19 protein-coding genes are annotated in these 20,548 nt (G+C 45.5%); 16 read left to right on the top strand and 3 right to left on the bottom strand.

What is annotated here, in order from left to right; genetic code table 11:
* Nucleotide 1 precedes the first annotated feature (1 nt).
* The 9 genes from BUB19_RS04220 (at nucleotide 2) to BUB19_RS04180 (ending at nucleotide 9,761) form a co-directional block, all read left to right on the top strand.
* Nucleotides 2–217, top strand: coding sequence for a hypothetical protein (locus BUB19_RS04220; protein WP_073092540.1), 216 nt, complete (start codon nucleotides 2–4; stop codon nucleotides 215–217).
* On the top strand, nucleotides 214–1,473 hold the full coding sequence (locus BUB19_RS04215; protein ID WP_073092537.1) for a hemolysin family protein: 1,260 nt from the start codon (nucleotides 214–216) through the stop codon (nucleotides 1,471–1,473). The genes BUB19_RS04220 and BUB19_RS04215 overlap by 4 nt, the downstream gene beginning before the upstream one ends.
* 94 nt (nucleotides 1,474–1,567) lie before the next feature.
* Nucleotides 1,568–3,682: a peptidylprolyl isomerase gene (locus BUB19_RS04210; protein WP_073092534.1), complete on the top strand. Its 2,115-nt coding sequence runs from the start codon at nucleotides 1,568–1,570 to the stop codon at nucleotides 3,680–3,682.
* 100 nt (nucleotides 3,683–3,782) lie between these two features.
* A complete protein-coding gene (locus tag BUB19_RS04205) occupies nucleotides 3,783–4,049 on the top strand; it encodes a DUF493 family protein (protein WP_073092531.1) in 267 nt (88 codons plus the stop codon).
* A 12-nt stretch (nucleotides 4,050–4,061) separates the two neighbouring features.
* Entirely contained in the window at nucleotides 4,062–4,292 is a 231-nt protein-coding gene (locus BUB19_RS04200; RefSeq protein WP_073092528.1) for a 4a-hydroxytetrahydrobiopterin dehydratase, read from the top strand.
* Complete coding sequence (rsmI, locus tag BUB19_RS04195; RefSeq protein WP_073092525.1) at nucleotides 4,292–4,975, top strand: 16S rRNA (cytidine(1402)-2'-O)-methyltransferase; 684 nt, start codon at nucleotides 4,292–4,294, stop codon at nucleotides 4,973–4,975. The genes BUB19_RS04200 and rsmI overlap by 1 nt, the downstream gene beginning before the upstream one ends.
* Before the next feature lie 5 nt (nucleotides 4,976–4,980).
* Nucleotides 4,981–5,775: an inositol monophosphatase family protein gene (locus tag BUB19_RS04190; RefSeq protein WP_073092522.1), complete on the top strand. Its 795-nt coding sequence runs from the start codon at nucleotides 4,981–4,983 to the stop codon at nucleotides 5,773–5,775.
* Between the two features lie 225 nt (nucleotides 5,776–6,000).
* On the top strand, nucleotides 6,001–6,609 hold the full coding sequence (locus BUB19_RS04185) for an NADPH-dependent F420 reductase (RefSeq protein ID WP_073092520.1): 609 nt from the start codon (nucleotides 6,001–6,003) through the stop codon (nucleotides 6,607–6,609).
* 149 nt (nucleotides 6,610–6,758) lie between these two features.
* Nucleotides 6,759–9,761, top strand: coding sequence for an AsmA-like C-terminal region-containing protein (locus BUB19_RS04180; RefSeq protein WP_073092517.1), 3,003 nt, complete (start codon nucleotides 6,759–6,761; stop codon nucleotides 9,759–9,761).
* A gap of 2 nt (nucleotides 9,762–9,763) precedes the next feature.
* Here the strand turns inward: BUB19_RS04180 and BUB19_RS04175 are convergent, their stop codons facing one another.
* Complete coding sequence (locus tag BUB19_RS04175) at nucleotides 9,764–10,687, bottom strand: AEC family transporter (RefSeq protein ID WP_073092514.1); 924 nt, start codon at nucleotides 10,685–10,687, stop codon at nucleotides 9,764–9,766.
* A 76-nt stretch (nucleotides 10,688–10,763) separates the two neighbouring features.
* The gene (locus BUB19_RS04170) at nucleotides 10,764–11,135 is read right to left on the bottom strand and encodes a UDP-glucuronosyltransferase (protein WP_073093167.1); all 372 of its coding nucleotides are present in this window, start codon (nucleotides 11,133–11,135) and stop codon (nucleotides 10,764–10,766) included.
* 188 nt (nucleotides 11,136–11,323) lie between these two features.
* Here BUB19_RS04170 and BUB19_RS04165 point away from each other — a divergent pair, with 188 nt between their 5' ends.
* The 5 genes from BUB19_RS04165 (at nucleotide 11,324) to rpiB (ending at nucleotide 17,388) form a co-directional block, all read left to right on the top strand.
* Complete coding sequence (locus BUB19_RS04165; protein WP_143155908.1) at nucleotides 11,324–11,671, top strand: hypothetical protein; 348 nt, start codon at nucleotides 11,324–11,326, stop codon at nucleotides 11,669–11,671.
* Between the two features lie 521 nt (nucleotides 11,672–12,192).
* The gene (locus tag BUB19_RS04155) at nucleotides 12,193–14,463 is read left to right on the top strand and encodes a TonB-dependent receptor (RefSeq protein WP_073092505.1); all 2,271 of its coding nucleotides are present in this window, start codon (nucleotides 12,193–12,195) and stop codon (nucleotides 14,461–14,463) included.
* A 213-nt stretch (nucleotides 14,464–14,676) separates the two neighbouring features.
* Nucleotides 14,677–15,945 carry a serine hydroxymethyltransferase gene (locus BUB19_RS04150; RefSeq protein WP_073092503.1) on the top strand — a complete coding sequence of 423 codons (1,269 nt, stop codon included), beginning with the start codon at nucleotides 14,677–14,679 and terminating at the stop codon, nucleotides 15,943–15,945.
* A gap of 12 nt (nucleotides 15,946–15,957) precedes the next feature.
* Nucleotides 15,958–16,803, top strand: coding sequence for a twin-arginine translocase subunit TatC (gene tatC, locus BUB19_RS04145; RefSeq protein WP_073092500.1), 846 nt, complete (start codon nucleotides 15,958–15,960; stop codon nucleotides 16,801–16,803).
* 150 nt (nucleotides 16,804–16,953) lie between these two features.
* Nucleotides 16,954–17,388: a ribose 5-phosphate isomerase B gene (gene rpiB, locus BUB19_RS04140; RefSeq protein ID WP_073092497.1), complete on the top strand. Its 435-nt coding sequence runs from the start codon at nucleotides 16,954–16,956 to the stop codon at nucleotides 17,386–17,388.
* A 34-nt stretch (nucleotides 17,389–17,422) separates the two neighbouring features.
* Here the strand turns inward: rpiB and BUB19_RS04135 are convergent, their stop codons facing one another.
* Complete coding sequence (locus BUB19_RS04135) at nucleotides 17,423–18,823, bottom strand: hypothetical protein (protein ID WP_073093165.1); 1,401 nt, start codon at nucleotides 18,821–18,823, stop codon at nucleotides 17,423–17,425.
* A gap of 85 nt (nucleotides 18,824–18,908) precedes the next feature.
* Between BUB19_RS04135 and rbfA the strand changes: the two genes are divergently transcribed.
* Nucleotides 18,909–19,295, top strand: coding sequence for a 30S ribosome-binding factor RbfA (gene rbfA / locus BUB19_RS04130; RefSeq protein ID WP_073092494.1), 387 nt, complete (start codon nucleotides 18,909–18,911; stop codon nucleotides 19,293–19,295).
* 11 nt (nucleotides 19,296–19,306) lie between these two features.
* A complete protein-coding gene (locus BUB19_RS04125) occupies nucleotides 19,307–20,530 on the top strand; it encodes an FtsX-like permease family protein (protein ID WP_073092491.1) in 1,224 nt (407 codons plus the stop codon).
* The last annotated feature ends 18 nt before the right edge of the window (nucleotides 20,531–20,548 follow it).

Raw genomic sequence — 20,548 nt, 5'->3', positions numbered from 1 at the left:
CATGAAAATAACGAGTACCATATTGTTGGCACTGGCGGCAGCCCTGGTCGTCATCGGTGCCCACCTTACCATGAAGGCGGGTATTATGGCCTCCTATCCGCTGTTTATGTTTGCGGTAGTTTTGTTGTTCTGGCACATGTACCGAAAGCGCGATGTGGAGGAATCGGAAAAGGCTCAGGAAAAGCCAGGTAAGAAAAAACGGAATAGAAACAGATGATCGATCACAATCTGCTAATGGTGCTGATCAGTTTGTTTTTCTCCGCGCTTTTTTCGGGCATGGAGATCGCATTTGTTTCGGCAAACCGGCTGCATATCGAATTACAGAGCAAACAAGGGAAGATATCCGGTAAAATATTATCCAATTTTATCCAAAACCCGGGTCAGTTCATAGGCACTACCCTGATGGGTAATACCATTAGCCTGGTGCTCTACGGTATTTTTATGGCCTATTTATTGGGTCCTCCCATCGCTTATTTGCTTCCAGAGGCCTTAAATACGGATGCAGGTGTGATGATTGTGCAGACAGTGATAGCAACCCTTGTCGTGTTGGTCACTGCAGAATTTATACCCAAGAGTATTTTTATTCTTAATCCTAACAGTCTGCTTTCTTTCTTTTCCATTCCGTTTGTGGTGATTTACGTGTCGCTCTATCCCGTCGTCTGGCTGGTGGTAGGACTTTCGAAATTTGTGATCGTCAGGGTACTCAAATTGGAATATAATGAAGAGAAGCCGGCGTTTACCATCACTGACCTCAACCGCTTTATCCAGAATTACCTGGACCCTAAGGGAGAGGATGTGGACATAGATGCGAAAATTTTTGACAACGCTGTGGACTTTAAGAAAGTCAAGGTGAGGGAATGCATGGTTCCGCGAACGGATATCATTGCGGTAGAAGTAGAGGATCCCATAGCGGATCTGAAGGCAGTTTTTGCGGAAAGCGGTCACTCCAAGATCATCATTTATAAGGAGACGATCGATGACGTTATTGGCTACTGCCATCACCTGGAGCTCTTCAAAAAACCGAAAAGCATTGAGGATATTCTTACCCCGATCATCATTGTGCCCGAGTCAGCCCTGGCCAATGAACTGCTGGTTCAGTTTATCAAAGAGCGGAAAAGCCTGGCTTTGGTGGTGGATGAGTTTGGTGGTACCAGTGGGATCGTGAGCATGGAAGACATTATAGAAGAGATTTTTGGTGAAATCGAAGACGAATATGATAGTGATGACCTGATAGAACAAAAGGTATCTGATAGCGAATACCTGCTGAGCGCCAGACATGAGATAGATTATATCAATGAAAAATACGATTGGAATTTACCCGAAGGAGAATTTGAGACCCTGGCAGGATTCATTTTATCACTGACTGAAAGTATACCACAAAAAGGGGAGTCTGTGGGTTACGGTCCTTTTACCTTTACGGTAGTTTCCAAACAGGATCACCGGATCGACACCATCCGTATCAATATTGAATAAACCGTGTCGCGGAAATACTTGATTTATAGATGCTGTAATATTTTGAATTTAGCACTATATGTAATTATTTTGCGACACTTCAAAAAACAGGAGAATGGCATTAATAAAACAAATTAGACAAAGAACAGGTCTAGCGATCGGTGTGATCGCTGTGGGACTGATTTTCTTTTTAGTAGGAGGAGATATTTTGGGCCCGAATTCGATGATTTTGGGTTCTGGCCGAAACACCGTGGGAGAGATTGCGGGAGAGGATATTTCATATGAGGAATATGTACAGAAGATTGAAGAGACCAAACTGAGGTTTCAGCAAAACACAGGAAGAAACCCCTCTGAAAGCGAGCTGTCAAGCATCCGGGATCAGGCCTGGCAGGCATTGATCGTCGAACGGATCTTTGCTGCACAATATGAGGAGCTGGGCATGCAGGTGTCTGATGAGGAGCTGGTAGATATGGTGCAGGGCAAAAATATTATCGGCCAGCTACGCAATCAACTTACCAATCCCCAGACGGGGGAATTTGACAGGGAGCAATTGATTACCTTTCTGCAGTCCCTGGAAAACGCTGATCCCCAACAACAGGCATTCTGGGCACAGCAGGAAAAAATGTTTGCTGATTCCCGACTCAGGATCAAGTATGACAATATGCTGGCAGTGTCCGAATATGCCACCACTGCTGAAGCCCGTTTACAACACCAGGCGGCCAATACCATTGCGGACGTAAGGCATATCCATATCCCCTATTATTCGGTAGCAGATTCCCTTGTACAGGTAAGTGATCAAGACATCAGGTCCTACATCAGCGATAATCAGGAGCGGTTTAAAGTCGGCGAAAGTAGAGGATTGAGGTATGTACGGTTTCCGCTTCACCCCAGCGCCGAGGATTCCGCTGCCACCCTGGAGCAGATCAACGGACTCATTGCAGAGCTGAGGGAAACCAATAATGATTCCGCTTTTGTAGTCAGAAATTCGGAAGCACAAAATCCTTTTGTCCGGATAAACCCCGGAGATCCGCTTCCTCAGAACCTTACCAATAATGTGGAAAACCCTGAACCAGGGGAAGTATACGGACCTTTTTTAAGCAACACATCGAGCTACGTGGCTTACAAGATCACAGATCGCTTTGAGGGCGATCCCAGAATGAGGGCCAGTCATATCCTGCTCAGCACTGAAGGCATGTCCGATGAGGCCAAAGAGCAGGTAAGACAGCAAGCTCAGGATGTGCTGGATGAAGTCAACGAAACAGGCAATTTTGAGGTGGCAGCGGCTCAGTATGGGCAGGATGCCACTTCTCAGCGCGGTGGTGATCTGGGTTGGTTTTACAGAGATGATTTCGTTACCGAATTTGCAGACGCTGTTTTTGAAGCCAATACTACCGGTGTCATCAACCGTTTGGTAGAGACAGAGTACGGCTTCCACATTATCAAAGTGACCGAATTGCAGGAAACGCTCACCCGTAAAGTTGCGGTCCTGGAGTTGGATTTAATTGCCAGCGATGTCACCCGGAATGATGTGTTCCGTAATGCTGACTTTTTTGCGGCAAATTCCAGCAATCCTGCTACCTTTACTTCCAATGCGGAAAAAGAAGGGTATAACGTCTTGACAGCAACCAATGTGGGCCCCACTTCCAGATCGCTGAATAACATGTCTGGAGCCAGGGAAATAGTGCGATGGGCATTTAATGATGCTTCCGTCGGGAAGGTTTCTGATGTTTTTGAGCTGGACGATGCCTATGTGGTGGCTTTACTGGCGAGTAAAACCGAAGAAGGCGATGGTAGTATCAATAATCCGGAAATAAAGGCGCAAGCTACACTTGAGTTACGAAATGATAAAAAGGCAGCTTATATCAAAGGCAAAATAGATGGACTGGAGACCTTTGAAGCCATAAAGGAAGTCTTCCCGGATGCGACCATCGGTTCCACTCCCGATTTGAGATTAAATGCCAGCACCTTACCAGGGGTCGGTTTTGCACCAAAAGCCATTGGTGCGATATTTGGTCTGGAGGAATCCGGCGAAAAAACAGCGCCCATTCAGGAAGATATCGGAGTGATTGTAGCGGAGTTGAACAGTAAAATTCCTGCTCCGGAAATTGCTGACTATACCCGCTATCAAAATGAGATAACCAACAATGCATCCCAGCGAACCTCATACATGATCATGATGGCCATGGAAGAGCTTGCCGGTGTAAAGGATTACCGGTATAAATTCTTCTGATTGATACCTGGATACTGTGAACAAAAATCCCATTCTGCTGAAGAATGGGATTTTTTGGTTTTTATGGATTTAATTTCGGTAAATTTTGGTTAAAACCTATATGGAAAGAAACTTTGACACCGTGGCATTTAAAGAAAAGCTGGAAGATCAAAATAGTTTTCCTGCCTTGTACATGTTTAAATTTATCGTACCGAATGGCAAGGAAGGGGAAATCGCCGCCTTGCTGCCCAACAATGAAATGACCTTGAAAAGCTCTTCCAGGGGCAAATATGTCAGTGCTACCATTAAGGCCATGATGCCGGATAGCCAGTCTATAATTGATGTGTATGAAGAAGCAGCTAAGATCGAAGGGGTCATCTCACTTTAAAATAAAATTATTATGTGGAAAGAAAATAATAACAAACTCACACAAACTTTTGAATTTAAAGATTTTACGGAAGCCTTTGCTTTTATGACCAGGGTTGCTTTTCTGGCAGAATCCCACGGTCATCATCCAAATTGGAGCAATGTCTACAATAAGGTTAGTATAGAATTGACCACCCACGATAAGGGGAATACCATTACGGATAAGGATAGAAAATTGGCCAGAGCTATAGATGAGCTGACCTGATGGATGAGCAGATTGCAGCCCGGCTGTATTTGGTGCCTACACCCATAGGTAACCTGGGCGATATCACCCTCAGGGCACTGGAGGTACTGAAGGCCGCAGACATCATTTTGGCGGAAGACACCCGGACCTCGGGGAAATTGCTGAAACATTTCGACATCAGGAAGCCCCTGGAAAGTTATCACATCCACAACGAACACAAAAGCCTTTCAAGGATTCTGGATAGAATGAAGGAAGGCACGGTATTCGCTCTGGTTACAGACGCAGGCACCCCCGGAATATCGGATCCTGGTTTTTTATTGGTGAGGGAATGCATTGCTTCGGGCTATGAAGTATGCAGTTTGCCGGGAGCTACAGCCATTATTCCGGCACTTGTCAATTCCGGACTGCCAAACGACAGGTTTGTATTCGAGGGATTTCTGCCCCATAAAAAAGGCAGGAAAACCAGGATAGAGGCGTTGGCAGAAGAGCATCGTACCATGGTGTTTTATGAGTCACCTTACCGGCTGATCAAAACCCTGCAACAACTTGCTGAAGTACTGGGTCCGGAAAGGCAGGCCTGCGTAAGCAGGGAACTAACCAAAATACATGAGGAAAACATCAGGGGAAGCTTATCTGAATTGTTGACTTATTATCAGGAGCATATCCTGAAGGGCGAAATCGTACTAACAGTGGCTGGAAAATAGAAATTATGGAATTGCAAACGATCACCCGCCAGATGGCGGAGCTTGCTAAAGAGGCGGGTTCATTTATCCGTAAAGAAGCACGGAATTTCGATATTCAACAAGTAGAACAGAAGGGCTTTAACGACCTGGTATCTTATGTGGATAAAGGCGCAGAAGAATTTATTGTCAAAGGCCTTGGCCAAATACTTCCGGAAGCTGGTTTTATTACTGAAGAGGGTACACGGGCAAGGGATGAGCGCGATCTTACCTGGATTGTAGATCCGCTGGATGGAACCACCAATTTTGTGCATGGTATTCCGGTATATGCGGTTTCGATCGCACTGGCAAGTCCTTCAGAAATACTGGCCGGGGTAGTCTACGAAATTAATCTGGACGAGTGTTTCGTAGCAAGCAAGGGGTCAGTGTCCACGCTTAATGGCACTCCCATCCAGGTAAGTTCTCCTGAGAATCTGGCAAATAGTCTGCTGGCTACCGGATTTCCGTACGATGATGGGGGGAAGACAGACAATTATCTGGATCTGCTCAAGTATTTTCTCAAAAATTCGCACGGACTTCGACGCCTGGGATCTGCCGCAGTAGATCTTTGCTACGTGGCTTGCGGCAGGGTGGAGGGATATCTGGAATACAACCTGCAGTCTTATGATGTAGCAGCAGGAACCCTTATTGTGCAACAGGCCGGTGGAATGGTGACCGATTTCAAAGGTGGAGATAATTATGTATTCGGTGGGCAAATTCTGGCGAGCAATAAAAAGATTCACGAGCCTTTGCTTGATGCGGTCAGAACATATTTTGTATTATAGAAAGAAAGATTTGAGCAAATACAACGGGGATTAAATGCAAAAAAGGTAATTTGAAAAAATATATTTCGTCTGTGAAAAAATAATTTGTATTTTCGCTATATTTGGTTAGCTTTCATATACTTATAAAAAGCAGACAATTTAACAAGCTGATCACCCAGTTCTACCCCAGCCAGGACTTACAAAATAAACGTTGATTGCTGCGAATCAATTTAACAATTTATTAAGATGAATATAGGAATTTTAGGAGGTACAAATCTGGCGACCAATTTGGGTAACAAGTTTATCGGCAGAGGAATGGATGTAGTGTTCGGTGTGCGGGAAGGTTTCAGTACCAGAAAAGTGGAGTGGAAAATTCTTAAAATGCAGAACCATTACGTGCTGAATTATGCAGATGCCATTTCTGCCTCAGATGTCGTTATCATCTGTTGTGAAAATGAATTTTTACCTGTTGTTTGTGATTACCTGAAACAATACGGTTCGCCAGACAAGTTATATATCGATAGTACGAACGGTGTCCATGACGAAAGTCTGGATTGCAACACTACCTATATCCGGAACCATACCGGATATCAGCGGATTTACAAAGCATTTAACAATCTTGGCTTGGAATATCCCAAATCGGACCCGCTTGAACTGATAAAGGAAACCTATTTCTGTGGAGATAATCCCAAGGACAAGATGTTGTTGAAAAAACTGATTGAATTGATAGGCTTTAAGGCGATAGATGCGGGAATGATCAAAAATGCCTGCTTGCTGGAAGCAGTGTATCACCTGAGCAGAGAGATCTCAATGGCCAAATCCGGAGATTGTCATTTCCGCCTGATGTCGGTCTGACATTATTTTATCGAACTTTTTCGTCATGTCCCCTTTCAATTTGTGATCGGTATTATTTTTGTGATCAAATAATCATATCCCTTGCTGCGGCGTATACGTATACCCTGCAAGAGTCAAGGTATGTTCATTTTTAGCTCAATATTTTATTTATGAAAAAGTTTCTGTTTGTCATTTTCGCCCTTTTCACACTGCTTTTGCTGGTATTGGCAGCCGTTCCTTTTTTCTTTAAGGATGAAATATTCAATAAGCTGGATCAGGAATTGGCGAAAACGGTCAATGCCCAGGTTTATTACGACAGGGACCAGATCAACCTGAGTGTTTTTAGCAATTTCCCGAACCTCACTGCCGGCATGGGTGATTTTGGGATCAGAGGGAATGAACCTTTCCAGAATGACACGCTGGTTCATCTGGGTCGAATGCAGGTAGATCTGGATATCTGGTCGGTAATTTTTGATGATAATCCCAGCCTGAAAGGCATACACCTGATCGATGGCGAGATTTACGTAAAAGTGCTGGAAGACGGAAGGGCCAATTATGACATCATGTATGACTCAGCGCAGGAAGCCGATACCACAACCACTCCTTCCGCATTTCAACTGGGTATTGACCTGATTGAGGTGCAAAATCTTGATTTTATCTACGATGACCGCAGCCTCGATTACTTGATGATCCTGGCGGAAATGAACCTTGAAGGAAGCGGTGACTTCACGACAGCAGTTTATGATCTGGACCTGTCAGGTGAGGGCAATATCGTAAATGTCAATTACGAAGGTGTAGAATACCTGGCAGCCAAAAGGATTACCATTGATTCGAAAGTCAACGTAAATCTGGATGAGATGCGTTTTGGTGTGGAAAATGCCAGTTTAAGCCTAAATGAGTTTGGATTTGGGATCGATGGGTATCTGGCTATGCCGGAAGATGAGATCGAAATAGATGCGTCTTTTCTGGGAGAAAACAACGACTTTAGGAGTGTACTCTCTCTGGTTCCGGGGATTTATTCCGAATCATTTGCAGATCTGACGACTTCCGGAGAGATGGATTTCTCAGGAGTGGTCAGGGGAGTATATAGCGAGCAGTCTTTTCCCGGTTTTCAGTTCAATTTAAAAATAGCTGATGGCATGTTTCAGTATCCGGAACTTCCCCGGCCTGTGCAGCATGTCAATATGGATCTTGCTGTTCTCAATGAGAGTGGCAAATTGGACGAGACTTCCATAAATCTTTCTAAATTTTCGTTGGAATTCGGTAATCAGCCCTTAATAGGAAGTTTTCGATTGGAAAACCTGGTGGATTATGAAATGGAGGCCAAACTGAAGGGGAATCTGGACCTTATGGAGATAACTTCTATTTTTCCACTTGAGGACATGGAGTTGAAAGGAAAGCTGGCAATTGACATTGATGCCGCGGGTCGGTACGATAGTCTTACCTCAGAAATTCCAAGAGTAGAGGCTGCAATGAATCTGGCCGACGGCTATATCAAAAGTACAGCCTATCCTGCGCCTATTGCAGATATCAATGTAAAGGCGGCGGCCAGCAATACCAGCGGGCAGATGAAGGATTTTACCTTCGATGTCTCTTCTTTTGGTTTCGAATTGGAGCAGGAGACCATTACAGGAAAACTCTTACTCTCAGATTTGGAAGCCCTCAATTATGATTTTTCAATCCATGGGGCCGTGGATCTCAAAAAGATGGCGTCCATTTTACCATTGGAAGAAATGGTCCTGGAAGGTCGCCTTCAGGCAGATATCGATGCCAATGGAAGCTATGAGGCCATTGAAAGAAACCGTTTCGGTGAGTTGGCCACTGAAGGAGAATTGCAGGTCGCGGATTTTTATTTCAGCGACCTGGATTATCCCCAGGGAGTTCGCATTCACGATGCCAGGATGGAATTTAGTCCGCAGTATATTCAACTTTCTTCGATGGATGGCAGATTGGGGAAAAGCCCGATAGAAGCTTCCGGCCAACTGTCCAATTATATGGCCTATTTATTTGGCGAAAGCGGGCAGGAATTAAGGGCTGATCTCAGTATTAATTCTGCCAACTTCGATGTCAATGAGTGGATGACAGATACCGAAGATGCTGCCCCGGACACCACTTCTCTGGAGTTAATCGCTTTGCCTGCTGACATTGATTTTAAAATGAGAGTAAAGGCCGACCGGATTACCTACGACAACCTGACCCTTGAAGATGCCAGCGGAAGCATTCACCTAAAGGATGAGGTTTTGCGTCTGGAGGGTTTCCAAACGAGAACGCTGGGAGGTACCATGGCCTTCGATGGCTCCTACAATACAAGAGACATATTACATCCCTCTTTCGACATGAGCCTTGACATTAGCAGCCTGGGCATTCAGGAAGCTTTTCAGTCATTTGTGACTGTCAGGGCTTTTGCCCCCGTGGCCCAGCATGTGACCGGTAATTTTTCTACCAGATTTTCGTTTTCAGGATTATTGGGTCAGGACATGATGCCGGTGTTGTCCAGCCTGGACGGAAAAGGCCTTGTCCGGCTGGCAGAAACTGCCATAAAGGATAGTCCGCTGATAAAGGGGATTACCAGTATTACAAATCTCAACGAAACGGCTACCATCAGGCTAAAACCGCTCAACATCAGTGCGGAAATCGTAGACGGAATGTTGAATATAGCTCCATTTGAGTTGCAACTGTGGGACTACCCGGCCAGGATTCAGGGGAGCACCGGCTTCGACGGCCGGATCAGCTACCTGGTATCGGTCGACGTTCCGGCCAGTAAATTGGGATCTCAGGTAAACAATCTTGTAGCAGGGGCGGTGGGGACAGATTTATCCAATACGAGCATTCCGTTGGCCTTCAATATTGGCGGTACCTATAGCCGGCCAGAAGTCCGCCTGGCGGCTGCGGACAATCTGGAGACTTACCTTACCAATGCACTTAAAAACCGGCTTTCCAGCGAGAAGGAGAATGTCCAGGAGCAAATTGCCGCAGAATTCAAAGCCAGGGAAGATAGCCTGAAGCAGGAAATCAGCGAGAAAGCCAGAGTGGCCAGGGACAGTGTGGAAAAGCAGGCAGAAAAGCTGGTAGAGGAATCCAAAGAAAAAGCGGTCGAGGAAGTAAAAAGCCTGTTGAAGGGCTTTACCAATCGCAATAGAACGCCAGAAAAAACTCCGCCTGATCCGGAGTAGATTTAGCGCAGATATTCCAAAAGAAAATACCAGCCTGCCAGGCTAATAAAAGAGAGTGGTATGCCTATTCCTACCAGCAGAGAAGCAAGCTTAGGCCTTAGGTTGAAATTACTGGCAATGATAGATGACGTGATCATCGATGCCATGGCCGCTTCCATTACACTTACTTTAAAAATAAGGTTTTGCGACGGGCTACTCCCGAGGATAGGAAAATAGATGATAAATATCAGCAGGGGCACGAGAAATAGCTTGTGCACCAAGCCGAACCACAGAAAATTGTCTTTGATATCCTGAGGTTTGATTTTGATCTGTAAACCTACAGCAATCAACGCTATCGGTGTGAGTGTAGCCGAAAATTGCTGCAGCAGATACTCCACTACTCCTTCGATTTTTATTTGGAACAAGTTGAGCAACAAGGCCAGAATAAAAAACAGGAAAGGGGGGAAAAAGACCATTTTCCTTGAAATATCGCGCTTGCGCATTTTTTCCTCGCCATAGACAGAAGCTACAATGATGGCCAGGCTGCTGACCACAAGAAAGGAGCCGGGCTGGTCTACCAATACTGCAATCTTTAAGCCTTCAATTCCATACAGGGCCTCAATGATTGGATAACCGACAAATCCGGTGTTCGACAAGCCACCACATATGATCAGACAGCCCGTAGTATTTCTTTTCCAGGCAAATTTTTCCCCCAAATATCCGAAAAACACCCAGGTTAGGGAAAATATGATCCAGGCAACCGAAACCGGCAACAACAGTGAGAGACTGAGTTCCAGCCTGGAAATGTGCAACAGGGATATGGCAGGCAAAACCACATATATCAGATAGGCATTGAGTGCCTTGGGTGTATCGGCAGGGAAATCCCTGATTTTTTGCAGCAATATGCCCGTTAGAATAGAAACAATGACGAGTAGGATGTTGGCCATGAATAGTAACAATTATCAGTATGTGGTGGAGGAAAAAGGGAAACCTACCCGGTTCAGGTGAAAAAGGTAAGGACGTTCAAATGAATCCAAAGTGCGCTCTTTTTTGATTAAAATAATCCTTTAATTCCGGGTATAGCTTACTTTCAGCTTGCGGAATACCCTGCAAGGTCTGATTGATATGCCCCATTTCTGATTCCGGGTCTACCTCCAGGGACTCTAACAGCAAGATGAGTTCCTGAAGCGGGAGGGGCTCACTGCTACAGGCTGGTTTTGGTTTGTACTCATTACCATAGAAGTCAATGACTTCGAAGAAAATTTCACCATCCAGGGCCGTGGCGAAAATGCATATCTCCTCTCCCCATTGACTTTCCGGGTAGCTGAGTTTGGCCAGCAGGGTACTCGCACCCGTACCATTGAAGTATGTTTCCGGTCTGTAATCGAAATTCATGCCTGCCACAAATATAGCGGATTTAACAGCCAATCCGAAACCCAATGCCCAAACAAAGGTAATGTTAGATAAGACTAATATAAATATAAGGTTAAACTTCTAATTTTGTTGCCCCATCCGTATATATTGTCTATATTTGTCATTCACCTGGAGAGATCTTGAGCTATTTCAGAAAAATATTGCCCACGTTGAGCGTTGCATTGCTGGTCCTGATCCACCTGATGCTCCTCAACAACATGGTTTTTTACCATGAGCACGATTTAGAAACGGGAGAAACCATCAGGCATGCCCATCCATTTTTTTCGGAAGAAGAAGAGCAAAAGCGGGAGCATTCCGAAAATGAGCTGATTTTATTGGATATGCTCACGCATGCTCAGTTTTTTCTCCCGGACGATTGGGGTTTTAATGCCAGAAAAAATATCGTCTATGAGGTGTCGAGGCCCCCTGTTCTTCTGGAAAGCCCCGGCTTGCAAATCAGAGAAATCCTCTCACTCAGAGGTCCGCCAATTTTTTCCGGGTTTCCTGTGTTCCGGTAAGGATCCTGCTTATCAGATATCTTGATACAGGCGGTCCCGACCTCAGGCGAATCGCCGGGAAAGTATACTCCATCAAATCCTCACTTATAGAAAACCCACTTCCAAGGGTAACAGCTCAAGGATATTGAATAGCATCCATTTGCCGGTCGCCCGCAAATAGAAACCTCGCTGCTGCTATCCATTCATTAACTCAAAGGCAGGAAGTGAGGGATCTTCTTTCGCATTATAGAGGCTGGTGTCGGTGAAGACCGTAGCCCTGTTTGCGCATGGGTCATCGGAGGAAACCGGGTATGATGGAGGCATCAAACCAGGATGATGATCAATCATCAAAAAATCAGTACAGACGTCGGGACGCAGCGCTCGGGACAGGATATGGCCATAAAGAAAGAATTGTAAACAGATAAAATCGACACGATTAAAATTCTCATTATGCATACAAGGCAATGATTATTTTCATCGTAAAAGATTCCCCGTCTGCCGACAGGCAGGCATCTGACCATTAAAAATCAAAATATATACAGATGAAATTATTATTTACCCTGCTGACGGGTCTTTGGGCCGGCATTTCTCTTGTGCAGGCACAGAATCTTTCCGTTTCAGGAACCATCACTGACGCTGAAACGAGCATTCCCATACCGGGCGTAACGGTTTATCTCCCCGAACTGAGTAGGGGAACGGCTACAGACGATCAGGGACATTTTACCCTGGAGAAATTGCCCGGCAGGAATATGCCCTTACAGTTTTCATATCTGGGTTATGCCACAGTACTATACAAAATAAACCCCGCCGAACTGTCCGGACCCTTGGCGATAGCCATGGATCCTGCCACGACCACCGTAGATGAAGTGGTGGTATCCGGGGTTTATGTAATGGGTAAGGAGAGTTCTCCCATTTCCATTGAAAAAATCAACAAGGGAGCTATATTAAAGAATCCTTCACCAAGTCTGATGACCGCTCTGGCCAAAACTCCCGGTGTAAGTGAGGTATCACTGGGGCCTGGAATCAGTAAGCCGGTGATCAGAGGTTTGTCCTTTAGCAGGGTTTTGTCAGTTTACCAGGGAGCCAGATTTGAGAACCAGCAATGGGGAGCGGATCATGGTTTGGGCCTTACAGAAACCGGTTTGGCCGGCGTGGAGATCATCAAAGGTCCAGCCTCAATCATATATGGTTCCGGGGCAATGGCCGGAGTTGTCAATCTGATAGAAGAGCCAGACGCCACTGCCGGAGAAATTGACGGAGATGTAAATTTGCGCTTCTACGGAAATTCGCTCGGCAGACGATTTGAATCCGGAGTAAAAGGTGCTGCTGCAAATGGTGTCTTTTGGTCCCTCAGAGGAGCCATGGAGTCCCATGCTGACTATCTGGACGGCTCGGGACGGGCTGTGGGTAACACCCGATTCAACACCAAAAACCTCAAGGCGGGTTTGGGACTGCGTAAGAAATGGGGGGATACGCGGTTGAGATATACTTTACTGGAGCAGGAATTGGGAATTCTTGACGAAAACAACCAGGAATTATTGGTTACCAGCCGAAATGACCGTAACGCACAGTTGCCTTTTCAGCAGGTGTCTGATCACTTTTTAAATTCGGAGACCAATCTGTTTCTAGGGGGAGATAAGGTGAAGGCCACCTTTGGATACCACTGGAACTTCAGAGAAGAGACAGAAACAGATTTCGACCAGGTAGATCTGGGACTCAGGCAGTCTAACTTCATGTATGACCTGAAGTATTACAAGTCCCTGAGTAATAAGACAGAAACCATATTTGGCATACAGGGTTTTTATCTGAATACCCGGAATAATGAAAATGCAGCAGAAATATTGATTCCGGATGCAATTAAGGATGATCGCTCTGCCTATGTGCTGATCAATCATGCTCCTGAGCAATGGGTATTGCAGGCTGGTATCCGCTATGATTTCCGGAAAGTAACAGCGGATGCGAGCGGCGCCAATTTCCTGGACTACGGATTTGAACTTCCCGGCGTTCCGGAAGACAGGAAGCTTGAGAGGTCCTTTGCCGGCTGGACAGCAAGCGGAGGGGCGACGTTCCGGCCTTCTGAGCAATGGCGGTTCCGACTAAATGTAGCTTCCGGTTTTCGGGCACCGGATCTGGCGGAATTGTACTCAAATGGTCCTCACCCTGGCACTGCCAGGTTTGAAAGGGGAAGTGCTGGTTTTGACAGGGAGCAAAATGTGCAGGCAGACCTTGGAGTGCGGTATAAGGCTTCCGGATTTTCATTATCTGTAGAGGGCTTTTATAATGTCGTAAACAATTACATCTATTTTGCCCCCACCGAAGAACGTGTGGGCGAGCTTACTGTTTGGCAGTTTGAACAAGATAACGCCAGGTTGTACGGGGGAGAAGCCTTGTTGGAATGGTATCCGGCAGGTCTCTCCTGGATTTCAGGTAATACTTCCTACAGTATAGCGATTGGGAGAAGGCGCTCTGATCAGTCCTATCTTCCCTATATCCCCGCTTTTCGATGGAATCAGGAGTTGGGTTTTACCCTCAGAGATATAGGCAAGATAAAAAATCCCTATCTGAATGTGACCGGCAGTCTGGTTTTGGATCAAGATCGCCCCGCACCACTGGAGGAACCTACACCGGGTTATTACCTAATGGGTCTTCATCTTGGCAGCAGTTTTAACGTCTGGCAGCAAGACCTCCATGCATTTATATCTGCCAATAATCTACTGAACACCAGTTACCTGGATCACATGTCTCTGTACAGGCCATTTGGAGTAAACCAGATAGGTAGAAATATCTCTCTAAACCTTCAGTTTCAATTTTAACGGCCGTTGAAGATGGCGGAGTACTGCTTATTTACAGGACAGGGAAAAAGCAGATTTTCTTTTTTTTAATGACAATCAAAATGAAAAGACAATTGGATTATAGATAGTTTAGAAGTAATTTTGGCATTCGAATTTGAAATATAGCTGATTGCGTGTGCCATTCCTCCTTTGTTTTGGATGGTCTGCGTAACCTTAAAATGACAAGATCATCATATGAAAAGAGATCATCTGATATTTGACCTGATAGCTAAGGAAGAGGACCGCCAAAAGAGAGGCATAGAGCTGATAGCCTCGGAAAATTTTACCAGCAAGCAAGTGATGGAAGCTGCCGGTAGTGTGCTTACCAATAAGTATGCAGAGGGTCTGCCAGGAAAAAGGTATTACGGAGGTTGCGAAGTTGTGGACAATGTGGAACAGATCGCCATCGACCGGGCAAAGGAACTTTTCGGGGCTACCTGGGCCAATGTACAGCCACATTCCGGTGCTCAGGCCAATGCTGCTGTATTTCTGGCCTGTCTGAATGCAGGAGATGCCATTCTTGGATTTGATCTCTCACATGGCGGGCACCTGACCCATGGCTCTCCGGTTAACTTCTCCGGTAAATTGTACAAACCCCATTTTTACGGCGTAGAAGAATCTACAGGCCTGATCGATTATGAGAAGGTAGAAGAAAAGGCCCGGGAGGTCCGACCAAAACTGATCATATGCGGGGCATCTGCTTATAGCCGGGACTGGGATTACGAAAGACTCCGTTCAGTAGCCGACCAGGTGGGAGCCATTTTGCTTGCGGATATTTCTCATCCTTCCGGATTGATTGCAAGAGGCTTATTAAATGATCCTCTGGAATATTGTCATGTGGTGACCACGACCACCCATAAGACGCTTCGGGGCCCCAGAGGAGGCTTGATCCTGATGCGGGAAGATTTTCCGAATCCGTTTGGAATAAAAACCCCTAAAGGGGAGTTAAGAAAAATGTCTTCATTGCTGGATTCGGGCGTATTTCCCGGAACCCAGGGAGGTCCGCTGGAGCATATCATTGCTGCAAAAGCAGTAGCCTTTCAGGAGGCACTTTCAGACGAATACATGGAATATGTGTTGCAGGTGAAGAAAAACGCCGCTCAAATGGCCCAGGCTTTCGTAAATAAAGGCTATCAACTGATTTCCGGAGGTACGGACAATCACCTGATGTTGATAGATTTGAGAAATAAAGACCTGACAGGGAAAATTGCTGAGGAAACCCTGGGCAAAGTAGACATCACCATCAACAAAAATATGGTTCCCTTTGATACCAGGTCACCTTTTGTAACTTCCGGCATGCGTATCGGCACGGCCGCAGTGACGACAAGGGGGCTGAAGGAAGCAGATATGGATCAAATTGTGGGACTGATAGACCAATCCCTGACGCATTATGAAGATGAAGCCGCTTTGAAGGATATCAAGGCAAGGGTCAACGAATGGATGGTTCAATTTCCTTTATATTAAAACTAGAATTAGGTGGCACTGGATCAGTACAGAGAAGAAGAGGAAGAAGATAACGGCATGTCCTTTTTGGACCATTTGGAGCAACTGCGTTGGCACTTGCTGCGCTCCATATCTGCCATATTGGTATTTATGGTTTTGGCATTTCTGGCCAAAAGCTTTGTTTTTGGAGAGGTAATTCTGGGTCCTTCCAGAATTGACTTCATCACCTACCGGGTGTTGTGTCAAATGTCCGACTTTTTCTCATTGCCCGCACTTTGTATTGACAAGCTACCGTTCATCATCCAGAGCCGGCAGATGACGGGGCAGTTTTCCATGCACATTACATCCAGCCTGGTAGTAGGCTTGATAGCCGCCTTCCCTTATGTTTTCTGGGAGGTTTGGCGCTTTATAAGTCCGGGTCTGTATGATAGGGAGAAAAGTGCAGCACGTGGTGCCGTATTCTTTGTCAGCTTGTTATTCTTTCTCGGAGCAGGTTTTGGCTACTATATACTATCCCCTCTTTCCATCAACTTTCTGGCGAATTACCAACTGGACCCCTCCATCGCCAATGAATTTGACATTACCTCGTATGTGTCTACACTGGCCATGTTGGTGTTGGCCTCTGCCGTCATGTTTCAGCTTCCAATTGTAATCTATTTTCTGACGCAGGCCGGCCTGGTGTCTTCCGCAATGCTGAAAACCTACCGGCGACATGCTATAGTTGTGATCCTGGTATTGTCAGCTCTGATTACGCCACCGGATGTGATCAGCCAGATACTTATCGCCATGCCTATTCTGGTGCTCTATGAAGCTGGAATCATCATTGCCAAGCGGTTGGAGAAGAAAAGAAGAAAAGAAGAATTGGAAAACGGATTTTAATGTTAAGAAATCGAGGATGACGTAGCCGTCATGCAGTGGGAGGATTATCCAACATGCGACCTGCCTATAGGTTAGCAGGATTCCACTTTCCGCCCGGCGTTAGCCGGGCGGGCATCTGACCATTAAAAATCAAATAGTAAACAGATAAAAATGTCAAAGAAAATAGCTATTGGGGGAGATCATGCAGGGTTCGAATACAAACAGGATTTGATCGATATACTTAAAGGCAAGGGGTACGAAGTCAAAGATTTCGGTCCCTATACCGATGAGTCTGTAGATTATCCGGATTATGTACACCCACTATGTAATGCCATAGAATCCGGCGAATTTGCACAGGGAATTATCATTTGCGGGAGTGGCAACGGGGTGGCCATCACGGCCAATAAACACCAGGATATCCGGGCTGCTATCTGCTGGAATGAGGACCTGGCAGCTCTTGCCAGGCAACACAATGATGCAAACCTCATTGCTGTCCCAGCCCGATTTGTATCATTTGAGTTGGCTGAAAAAATGGTGGAAGTCTTTCTCAATACTTCCTTCGAGGGTGGCCGGCATGCCAGAAGGGTCAAAAAAATTCCCTGCTGATCAACGGCATTTTCGTCTAAGTCGAAAAATAAGTTTACCTGATTTTTCTATACCTTCCCGCGCCCTCATTTTCATACAGAAACCGGTAGTGTGGGATATCTTTGGTCCAAAGGTGGAAAACCTGCGTTTCATCAATGATCAGGTCGGGAGACTCTCTTTTCAGGTCCCGATATATCCTCACCTTTCGTTCCCTCTCATCCATGCCTTCAAAATACAGCCGGGTCAACCTGAAATTCAGATAGGGGCTGGCAGCTTTGGCCTGATTATAGCTGTCCAGGTTGTCATCAAGCACCATTACGCTGCTGTCTTTGGGTATATCCCTTCCGGCATCAATATTTACTTTGTATCTTTCGAAGGATGGTTCGTTTTTTTGGTAGAATACCCAGCTATAGCCGATAAATGGAATAATAAGCAGCAATCCGTACGCCATAGACTGTTGCATCATGCGTTTACTGCTGATCGTAAACAGGTGAGTGGTAAAATATGCGATCGGGGGAAAAATACTGACGAACTGATAGGGGCTTATCCTTTCCATCAGAAAAAATGTAGCTATATTGAAAAGTAAATACAGGAACAGAAGTTGGTTTTGTTTCTGTTGGTTTACGTTCATGCGATGCATGGTATTGTTTAGGAAATAACCAAACAAAGTCAATAGTAGTGGCAGGGAGAAAATATAGAGCAGGTCTTTGATAGCTACATGGTAGAGCGCCTGTATTTTTACTCCCAGGACCACATAGAGGCGAAAAAATTCGGACAACGCGTCTTGCCAGAAATAAAACACGGCACAGGCAGCAAATGGCAACAGGTAGGAGGTGACCAGTAGATTTAATTGTTGAAAAGTAAAGCCATTTACCAGTAAACCGGTTAGAATGAAGAAAGGAAGCAGCGCGAGGTAGGAAAAATGGAAACAGAACGCAATTCCTGCCCAAAAGCCCATCAGCAATACGGCCGGGACAGTGTTGGCATTTACAGACGTGAGCCGGAGTAGCTGTCCCATGGCCAGCAGGAGAAAGGTATTTCCCATCAATGCCGGGGATAAGGTCATAAAATCAAAGGATAGCTGATAGAGAATGACCATTATAAAGGCCGGAAGGTAATTGCTCTCCTCGTAGGCATTGACACGGATCAGTAATTCGTTTGTATAAAAAATCTGAAACAATATGAGTAAGAAAGAGATGAGGGAAAAGGAGAGGAGGGAATTTTCAAACAGCAACTGGTTTATGCCGTATACCAGCGCAGACAAGGGGCCCGTGCTGTCTATCGTATCCGCAAAATGCAGGTTGCCGGCCGTCATTCTTTCACCCAGCAATTGCCAGAGCAACTCCGGTTGGGTGATAGGAATATCCATCAGGTAGTAGGGGATACGTAGCAGTATGAGAAGGAAAAAAATCCCGATCATCCGAAAAGGATCATTTATTTTGAAAAATTCCAGCAAGATTCTTCTTTGTTTAAAACTCAATTTACGAAATTAAAGGTTACCGTTATATTTCACTAAATTTGTCAAGAATAAAAATGTAAAAATGGAGAGTAAACGACAGCAGAAATATTCCAAGCTGATCCAGAAGGAATTGGGAGAAATATTTCAACGGGAGGGCAAACCCCTTGTCGGCCGGGCCATGGTCACGGTGACAAGAGTGTTGATGAGTCCGGATCTGGGAGTTGCGAAAATCAATTTAAGTTTTCTATTGGCCGACAACGAGGCGCTCTTTACGCGGATCAATGAAAACAAAGGACAGATCAGAAAGTTTTTGGGAAACAGGATAGGCAAGTCGGTGAGAATTATTCCCGAATTGGTTTTTTACCTGGATGAATCGGCCGCTTATGCCCAGCACATGGATGAGGTGATTTCGAAGCTCGATATTCCGGATCCATCCGATGAAGAAAACGAGGATACTTCTGATGATTAACCCGAAAATACTTGAATCTTTCCTACTTTATAGCGACCAGATACTTCAGGAGTAAAGAGAAGAAAAACTTCATTACAGTATTGTCCAGAATATCCATGATCGGGGTAGCGGTTGGTACCATGGCTCTGGTGGTGGTCTTGTCCGTTTTCAACGGACTGGAAGGGCTGATCAAGGACCTGTATGCGTCTTTTGATGCGGATTTGAAAGTAATGCCTCGTTTGGGAAAATCATTTGAGGTGGATGAAGAATTCCTGTCGGAGATGAGGGAGACAGCGGGTGTGGAGATATTGACAGAAGTGATCGAAGACAATGCGCTTGTGCGGTATGGGGAGCACCAGGTAGTAGCTACCTTGAAAGGCGTTTCAGAAAATTTTCTACAGCAGAATCGATTCGAAAAGGGATATTTTTCAGGAAACAAGAGCCTGGGAGAAGAAGGCCGCCCACAGGCCATCCTGGGGCGGGGGCTTTCTTATTTCCTGTTGCTGGATTTGGATGATGAATTTGAGCTCATGCAGGTTTTTTATCCGAAGGAACCCAGAGCTGGCAGTATAGATCCTGCCAGTATGTACAACAGAAGCGTCATTCGCCCTGCAGGTATCTTCAGTATTGAAAAGCAATACGATGACGAATATCTCATCGTTCCGCTCGGCTTTGCTGCCGACCTTTTGGAATATGGCAACCGGCGATCGGCACTGGAGATTAAGGTTGCGGATGGATATTCGATTGAGGAGGTGAAATATCGGCTTCGGGACCAGCTCGGAGAGGAGTTTATTGTCAACGACAGCAATGAACAGCACGCAAGTTTGTTGATGACCATCAGGTTAGAGAAATTGTTTGTATTCCTCACCCTTACCTTTATTCTGGCAGTTGCTTCTTTCAATATATTTTTCTCTTTAAGTATGCTGGCGATTGAAAAGAAAAAGGATATCGCCGTATTGCTGGCTATGGGTGGCAAACGTAGCTTAATCAAATCCATATATCTGAAAGAAGGAGCCATCATTGCCTTTTCAGGGGCATTGATCGGCCTGCTTTTAGGATTTCTTATCTGTTGGGCTCAGGATAGTTTTGGTCTGGTTTCCCTTGGCGTGACATCCTCAATTGTAGATGCCTATCCGGTGCGGATGAAGTGGACAGATTTTTTGTATACCAGTCTGAGTGTGGTGCTGATCACCCTGCTCGCATCCTATAGGCCTGCCTTGATCGCCTCAAAGGTTAATACAACCTCGCATTTGTAGGGGAATAAGTGTAGGATT

Origin of the sequence: Cyclobacterium lianum (assembly GCF_900143075.1) — a bacterium.
GTDB lineage: Bacteria > Bacteroidota > Bacteroidia > Cytophagales > Cyclobacteriaceae > Cyclobacterium > Cyclobacterium lianum.
The sequence above is the reverse complement of the archived record's forward strand: the minus strand, read 5'-3'. Positions and strand labels throughout refer to the sequence as shown.

Bases quoted from the DNA above. Each gene is read 5' to 3' on its own strand.
- BUB19_RS04215 (WP_073092537.1), top strand. From the start codon at position 214: ATGATCGATCACAATCTGCTAATGGTGCTGATCAGTTTGTTTTTCTCC.
- BUB19_RS04200 (WP_073092528.1), top strand. From the start codon at position 4,062: ATGTGGAAAGAAAATAATAACAAACTCACACAAACTTTTGAATTTAAA.
- BUB19_RS04190 (WP_073092522.1), top strand. From the start codon at position 4,981: ATGGAATTGCAAACGATCACCCGCCAGATGGCGGAGCTTGCTAAAGAG.
- BUB19_RS04205 (WP_073092531.1), top strand. From the start codon at position 3,783: ATGGAAAGAAACTTTGACACCGTGGCATTTAAAGAAAAGCTGGAAGAT.
- BUB19_RS04210 (WP_073092534.1), top strand. From the start codon at position 1,568: ATGGCATTAATAAAACAAATTAGACAAAGAACAGGTCTAGCGATCGGT.
- BUB19_RS04220 (WP_073092540.1), top strand. From the start codon at position 2: ATGAAAATAACGAGTACCATATTGTTGGCACTGGCGGCAGCCCTGGTC.
- BUB19_RS04155 (WP_073092505.1), top strand. From the start codon at position 12,193: ATGAAATTATTATTTACCCTGCTGACGGGTCTTTGGGCCGGCATTTCT.
- rbfA (WP_073092494.1), top strand. From the start codon at position 18,909: ATGGAGAGTAAACGACAGCAGAAATATTCCAAGCTGATCCAGAAGGAA.
- rpiB (WP_073092497.1), top strand. From the start codon at position 16,954: ATGTCAAAGAAAATAGCTATTGGGGGAGATCATGCAGGGTTCGAATAC.
- BUB19_RS04180 (WP_073092517.1), top strand. From the start codon at position 6,759: ATGAAAAAGTTTCTGTTTGTCATTTTCGCCCTTTTCACACTGCTTTTG.
- BUB19_RS04170 (WP_073093167.1), bottom strand. From the start codon at position 11,135: ATGAATTTCGATTACAGACCGGAAACATACTTCAATGGTACGGGTGCG.
- BUB19_RS04175 (WP_073092514.1), bottom strand. From the start codon at position 10,687: ATGGCCAACATCCTACTCGTCATTGTTTCTATTCTAACGGGCATATTG.
- BUB19_RS04185 (WP_073092520.1), top strand. From the start codon at position 6,001: ATGAATATAGGAATTTTAGGAGGTACAAATCTGGCGACCAATTTGGGT.
- BUB19_RS04150 (WP_073092503.1), top strand. From the start codon at position 14,677: ATGAAAAGAGATCATCTGATATTTGACCTGATAGCTAAGGAAGAGGAC.
- rsmI (WP_073092525.1), top strand. From the start codon at position 4,292: ATGGATGAGCAGATTGCAGCCCGGCTGTATTTGGTGCCTACACCCATA.